Here is a 6,654-nt window from a genome sequence, read left to right on the forward strand (position 1 = left end):
TCAAGCAGAAGACGCCATACGAGGTAGGCTCCGGTCTCGTGGGCTCGGAGATGTATATAAGAGACAGGCAGTGGTCCGGTCCGCCCGCTCCCCCGGTCGCTTCGCACCCGGTGTCACCGCCGGCCGCGCCCATGCCGCCGAACGCCGCGCGACCCGGCCCGCCGACCCGGCCGATGTCGCCCGCGCCGCCACCGCACCGGCCGACGTCACCGCCCGCGCCGGCCCCGGTGCCGAAGCAGCGTCGAGGCCGGCGCTCGGCGCCACCACCGGCGGCGCCGCCCGGCTGGCAGGCCCCCAAGGGGTACGTGCCGGTCCCGGTCCGGCGACGACGCCGCTGGCCGTGGCTGCTGCTGCTCACGCTCGCCTGCTGCTGTGGCTGCCCCGCCTACTACGGGCTCCCGATCTCGGCCCAGTACCCGGCCCGCGCGGCTCTGCCCGACCAGGTGGAGGACCTCAGCCTGCGACAGGACGACCGCAGCGCGGCGACCGCCCGGCAGTTGGAGAGCGAGGTACGCAACGAGCACTGGCTGGCCGAGGACACGTTCGCCGGGGTCTACTCCACGACGAACGGCAAGCGGGTGACGGTCTTCGGCGGCACCGGCTTCCGGCTGAGCCCGGAGGCGGACGCGGAGGCGGAGATCAGCCGGCTCACCGATCGGTACGCGCTGGGCGCCGCCGAGACCGTGGACACCGGTGTGCGGGGCAGGCACGAGCGGTGCGCGGTAGGCCGGGCGGACGGCAGCGACGTGGTGGTCTGCACGTCGGTCGACCACGGCAGCATCGCCACCGGCGTGTTCACCCGGTTGTCCGTCTCCGACAGCGCCGACCTGCTGGACACCCTGCGCGCCCAGATCGTCCAGCCCGAACGGGGCTGAGCCGCACCCCGGGGCGGCCGGCCCTCTGGAGCGCTGCTGCGGCTCGTCACACCGGGTAAGCCCCGCCCAGGCGGCAGGACTGGAGGCGGATATACCTGTGGGTCATATTGATGACGCACAGGTATATCCGCCCATCAGACCGGGCTACCCCGCGGGCGGGAGCCGGTTCCACAGCGCCAGTGCGCGCCCCGGGCTGACAGACGCGCGGCGCGCGCTGCCAGGGTCAGGCGTCGCGGGTGGGGTCCGGGTGGGCGCGCGGCGGGGCGTAGCGGGGCACGTACTCCTGGCCGGTGAGCTTCTGGATCTCGCTCATCAGCTCGTCGGTCATCTGCCGCAGCGAGGCGCGGTCGTCCGGCCGGCCGGTGAAGTCCAGCGGCTTGCCGAACCGGACGGTGATCTTGGCAGCGCCGGGGCGGGGCACCCGGGCGCCGATCGGTTGCGCCTTGTCCGTGCCGATCATGCCCACCGGGATGATCGGCACACCGGCGGAGATGGCGAGCCGGGCCGCACCGGTCCGCCCCCGGTAGAGCTTGCCGTCCGGGGAACGGGTGCCCTCCGGGTAGACCACCACCAGGTCACCGCCCTTGAGCGCCGGGATCGCCGCGTCGAACGCGGACAGCGCCGCCCGACCGCCGGCCCGTTCGACCGGAATCGCGCCCAGGCCGGTGAGGACGAACTTGGAGATCGCGCCCTTCACGCCGGTGCCCTTGAAATACTCCGACTTCGCCCAGAACGCCAGGTGCCGGGGCACCACAGTGCCGAGGAACAGTTCGTCGGCCACCGAGAGATGGTTGCCGGCGAAGATCGCGCCGCCGGTCTCCGGCACGTGTTCCAGACCCTCCACGGTCGGGCGGAACGCCACCCGCAGCGTGGGCGCCACGGTCAGCTTGCCGATGGTGTAGAGCAGGGGCACTGGTCCTCCGGCAGATGAGGTGCGAGCAGGCGGTGTCACGGTAGCGGACGCCTCCACACCTCCCGGACGGAGGTGGGGAGGCGTCCGCCCTCGCGCGTTACACCCGGCGGACGGTGACCGTCACCCGCTCACCCTCGCCCACCTCGCCGGCGAAACCGTCGAGGCCCTCGGCGAAGTCCACCGAGTCGGCCAGGACCTCGCCGGACACGAAGTCGATGTACGCCGCCACCGCCGCGCGCACCTCCTCGGAGGCCGACACCGACACCACGATCCGGTCCGAGACGTCCAGGTCGGCGTCGCGGCGGGCCTGCTGCACCACCCGCACCACGTCGCGGGCCAGGCCCTCGGCGGCCAGCTCCGGGGTGACCTCGGTGTCCAGCACGACCACGCCCTCACCGCCGGGCAGCGGCGCGGAGTGCTCGGCGTCGGCCGCGACCAGGCGCAGCTCGTACTCGCCCTCGGCCAGGGTGATGCCGGCGGCCACCGGGGCGCCGTCGACCAGCTCCCACTCGCCCGCCTTGACCGCCTTGATCACCTGCTGGACCTGCTTGCCGATCCGCGGGCCGAGCGCCCGGGGCACCACCGTCAACACCTGCTGGCAGTACGCGGACAGCTCCGCGCTGAACTCCACCTCCTTCACGTTGACCTCGTCGGCGATCAGATCGGCGAACGGTCGCAGCTGCTCCGCCGCCGGCGAGGCCACGGTCAGCTTCGACAGCGGCAGTCGCACCCGCAGACCCTTGGCCTTGCGCAGCGACAGCGCCGCCGAGGCGACCGCCCGCACGTTGTCCATGGCCGCGACCAGGTCGTGGTCGGCCGGGAACTCGCTCGCCTCCGGCCAGTCGGTGAGGTGCACCGAGCGCTCCCCGGTCAGCCCGCGCCAGATCTCCTCCGCGGTCAGCGGCGCCAGCGGCGCCACCACCCGGCAGAGCGTCTCCAGCACGGTCGACAGCGTGTCGAACGCGTTGACGTCGCCGGACCAGAACCGGTCCCGCGAGCGGCGCACGTACCAGTTGGTCAGCGCGTCCAGGTAGGACCGGACGGTGGCGCACGCGCCGGAGATGTCGTACGCGTCCATCTGCGCGCCGACCGTCGACACCAGCTCGTTCGTCTTGGCCAGCACGTACCTGTCGAGCAGGTGCGTCGAGTCGGTGCGCCGCCGCGCCTGGTACCCGTCCGCGTTGGCGTAGAGCGAGAAGAAGTACCAGACGTTCCACAGCGGCAGCAGCACCTGCCGCACAGCGTCGCGGATCAGCGTCTCGGTGACCGCCATGTCCCCGCCGCGCAGCACCGGCGAGGACATCAGCATCCAGCGCATCGCGTCCGACCCGTACGAGTCGAAGACGTGGTAGACGTCCGGGTAGTTGCGCAGGCTCTTGGACATCTTGCGCCCGTCCGAGCCGAGCAGGATGCCGTGGCTCAGGCAGTTGCGGAACGCCGGCCTGTCGAACAGCGCGGTGGCCAGCACGTGCATCGTGTAGAACCAGCCGCGGGTCTGCCCGATGTACTCGACGATGAAGTCACCCGGGTAGTGGTGCTCGAACCAGTCCGCGTTCTCGAACGGGTAGTGCACCTGGGCGAACGGCATCGACCCGGACTCGAACCAGCAGTCCAGCACCTCCGGCACCCGGCGCATCATCGACTGGCCGGTGGGGTCGTCCGGGTTGGGGCGGACCAGGTCGTCCACCGCCGGCCGGTGCAGGTCGCTCAGGCGTACGCCGAAGTCCCGTTCGATGTCGGCAAGCGACCCGTAGACGTCCAGGCGCGGGTAGTTCGGGTCGTCGGACTTCCACACCGGGATGGGCGAGCCCCAGAACCGGTTGCGGCTGATCGACCAGTCCCGGGCGTTGGCGAGCCACTTGCCGAACGAGCCGTCCTTGATGTGGCCCGGCGTCCAGTTGATCTGCTGGTTGAGTTCGACCATCCGGTCCCGGAACTTGGTCACCGCGACGAACCACGACGACACCGCCTTGTAGACAAGCGGGGTGTCGCAGCGCCAGCAGTGCGGGTACGAGTGGGTGTAGGTGTCCTGCCGGAGCACCACCCCCCGCTCCTTCAGTTCCCGGATCACCGGCTTGTTGACGTCGAAGACCTGCTCACCCTGGTACGGCGGGACCAGCGCGGTGAACCGGGTGTGGTCGTCCACGGTGACGATGGTGGGGATGCCTGCGGCGTTGCAGACGTTCTGGTCGTCCTCACCGAACGCCGGGGCCAGGTGCACGATCCCGGTGCCGTCCTCGGTGGTGACGAACTCCGCGCCGAGCACCTGGTACGCGTTCTCCCCGGCCTGCTCGACGAGGAAGTCGAACAGCGGCGTGTAGCGGCGTCCGACCAGGTCCCGGCCGTACACCGTGCCGAGGAGCTCGTAGCCGTCCAGCTCCTTCGCGTACGCGGCCAGCCGCGCCGCGCCCACCACGTACCGCTCGCCGTCGCGCTCCAGCACCGCGTACTCGATGTCGGGGCCGACGGCGAGCGCCAGGTTCGACGGCAGGGTCCACGGCGTGGTCGTCCAGACACCCAGCTTGACCGGCCCGCGCACCAGCTCCGGGGCGGACTCGTCGGCGGTCAGCCCGAACCACACCGTCAGCGTCGGGTCGTGCCGGTCCCGGTAGACGTCGTCCATCCGGGTCTCGGTGTTCGACAGCGGCGTCTCGCAGCGCCAGCAGTACGCCAGCACCCGGAAGCCCTCGTAGATCAGACCCTTGTCGTGCAGGGTCTTGAAGGCCCACATGACGCTCTCCATGTAGTCCAGGTCGAGCGTCTTGTAGTCGTTGGTGAAGTCGACCCAGCGGGCCTGCCGGTTGATGTACCGCTCCCAGTCCTGGGTGAACTCCAGCACCGAGGTGCGGCAGGCCTCGTTGAACCGGGCCACGCCCAGGTCGATGATCTCCGCCTTGCTGGTGATCCCGAGCTGCTTCTCGGCGACCACCTCGGCGGGCAGGCCGTGGCAGTCCCAGCCGAAGCGCCGCTCGACGTGCCGCCCGCGCATCGTCTGGTAGCGGGGCACCACGTCCTTGACGTACCCCGTGAAGAGGTGGCCGTAGTGCGGCAGGCCGTTGGCGAAGGGCGGGCCGTCGTAGAAGACGTACTCGTTCTTGCCGTCCGTGCCGGCGGGGCGGGCCTCGACCGACGCCTCGAAGGTCTTGTCGGCCGTCCAGTGCTCCAGCACCCGGCGCTCGACCGCGGGCAGGTCCGGGCTCGCCGGGACACCGGCGGCGGTCGGGTCGTGCAACGGATAGGCCATCGCCTGTCGCTCTCCTCGCAGCTCACTCAACGTGGGTCTGCGAGGACGAACCTTCCGGGTACGCCTGGAAACGGCGCTCCCGGTGGTCCGCGGTACCACCCCGCTTGGCGGTCAGGATCGACCGCCCGCTCATTGCCGGCTGTGACGGGCCGCACCCGTCCGGTTCTACTGGGCCGGTTGCCCGGCTGTTCTTCCGGAGGCTCACCGGTGATGGCCGGGTCATCGCCTTACGGTGCTCAACGATACAAGACCCGCCCCCCACCCCGCCGCCGAGTAAACGCGCGCGCTGGCACCCTAGGCTGGCCGGGTGATCCGGATCGAGTTGGACGAACCGACGCTGTCCCGCACCCGGATCGCCACCAGCCCACTCTGGGAGGTCCTGACCAGCCTGTTCGTGCTGCACCGCCACCCGGGAGAGGCGCCCTGGCCGTACACCGACTGGGCGCGGCACGCACGGCGGGTGCTCGACGAGGTACCGGCGACCGCGCCCGCCCGGCTGCTGACCGTCGGCCTACCCGCACCGGACTTCCTCAGCCCGATCCCCACGTCGGCCGCGCCGACCCTGGCCGAACAGCTCGCCGAGCTGCGCGCGACGCCGGCTGAGGTGATCGCCGAGCAGATCCCCCGCTACCACAACCCGGACGACCTGCCGGAGTGGCTCGGTCCGTTCGTCACGGACCGACGGGCCGCCCTGGACCGGCTAGCCGACGGCATCGAGGCGTACTGGGACGCGGCCATCGCGCCGTGGTGGCCGGCGATGCAGGCGGCGCTGGACGAGGAGGTGCTGCACCGGGCCCGGGCGCTCGCCGCGTACGGTCCGGACGCGCTGCTGGCCGACCTGCACGAGCGGGTGCGCTGGGACAAGCCGGTGCTGACGCTTGTGAAGCCGTCGGAGCAGGAGTTCGTGGCGGTGGACCAGCGGCTGCTGCTGATTCCACTGGTCTTCTCGCAGGGAGCACTCGTCTGCGCCACCGACCATCCGGAGATCATCGCCGTCTCCTACCAGGCGCGCGGGGCGGTGGTGCTCGCCGAGGGTGGGCCCGCGTCGGCGAGTCGAACGGCACCGGCCACGGATCGGCTGGCGGTGCTTGTCGGTCGAGGTCGCGCCCAGGTGCTGCGGGCGCTGGTGCGGCCGGCCACCACCGCTGGCCTCGCGGCCACCCTGGGGCTCGCCCCGAGCACCGTGTCGGAGCAGCTCTCCGCGCTGCTGACCGCCGGCGTGGTGCACCGCCGCCGGGTGGGCCGGCGGGTGTTGTACGGCCTGGAACCGGCCGGCCTGGCACTGGTACAGCTCGTCGGTGACGAGCCGACGAGCGCCTCGGCGTGAGCATTCGGCTCGATCCGAATCCGTTTCCCACCCGTCCCCGTCACTCCTAGCCTGCGGATCACGAGCGAACACGCGATCGTGGCGGTCGGGAAGGGCACGACCCCAGCGCCGTGAGGTCCAGGCAGTCCGCGGCGTCGACCTGACAGTCGGCAACGGGGAGCTGTTCGGCCTGCCCGGACCGAACGGCGCTGGCAGGAACCCCAACCCGGGCCCTCGTTGATCATGGAGTTGTTGCCTCGTTCGACGGCGTGTCGTGGCAACAACGACATGATCAACCGAGGGGTGGGGGTCAGGG

The 6,654-nt window shown here is 71.3% G+C and carries 4 protein-coding genes; 2 read left to right on the forward strand and 2 right to left on the reverse strand.

Translation table 11 applies throughout. The annotated features are described in order from the left end of the window. Positions 1 to 875: hypothetical protein (locus FHG89_RS33515; RefSeq protein ID WP_244295137.1), on the forward strand; the 875-nt coding region annotated here is incomplete at its 5' end. A 223-nt stretch (positions 876 to 1,098) separates the two neighbouring features. Here FHG89_RS33515 and FHG89_RS03660 read toward each other — a convergent pair. Both FHG89_RS03660 and ileS read right to left on the reverse strand, forming a co-directional pair. Further along, a complete protein-coding gene (locus tag FHG89_RS03660) occupies positions 1,099 to 1,788 on the reverse strand; it encodes a lysophospholipid acyltransferase family protein (RefSeq protein WP_139582763.1) in 690 nt (229 codons plus the stop codon). Positions 1,789 to 1,885: 97 nt separating this feature from the next. Beyond that, entirely contained in the window at positions 1,886 to 5,032 is a 3,147-nt protein-coding gene (ileS, locus tag FHG89_RS03665) for an isoleucine--tRNA ligase (protein ID WP_139582764.1), read from the reverse strand. A 307-nt stretch (positions 5,033 to 5,339) separates the two neighbouring features. Between ileS and FHG89_RS03675 the strand changes: the two genes are divergently transcribed. Next, complete coding sequence (locus FHG89_RS03675) at positions 5,340 to 6,359, forward strand: ArsR family transcriptional regulator (RefSeq protein ID WP_139582769.1); 1,020 nt, start codon at positions 5,340 to 5,342, stop codon at positions 6,357 to 6,359. The last annotated feature ends 295 nt before the right edge of the window (positions 6,360 to 6,654 follow it).

Source organism: Micromonospora orduensis (assembly GCF_006228125.1).
Classification (GTDB): domain Bacteria; phylum Actinomycetota; class Actinomycetes; order Mycobacteriales; family Micromonosporaceae; genus Micromonospora; species Micromonospora orduensis.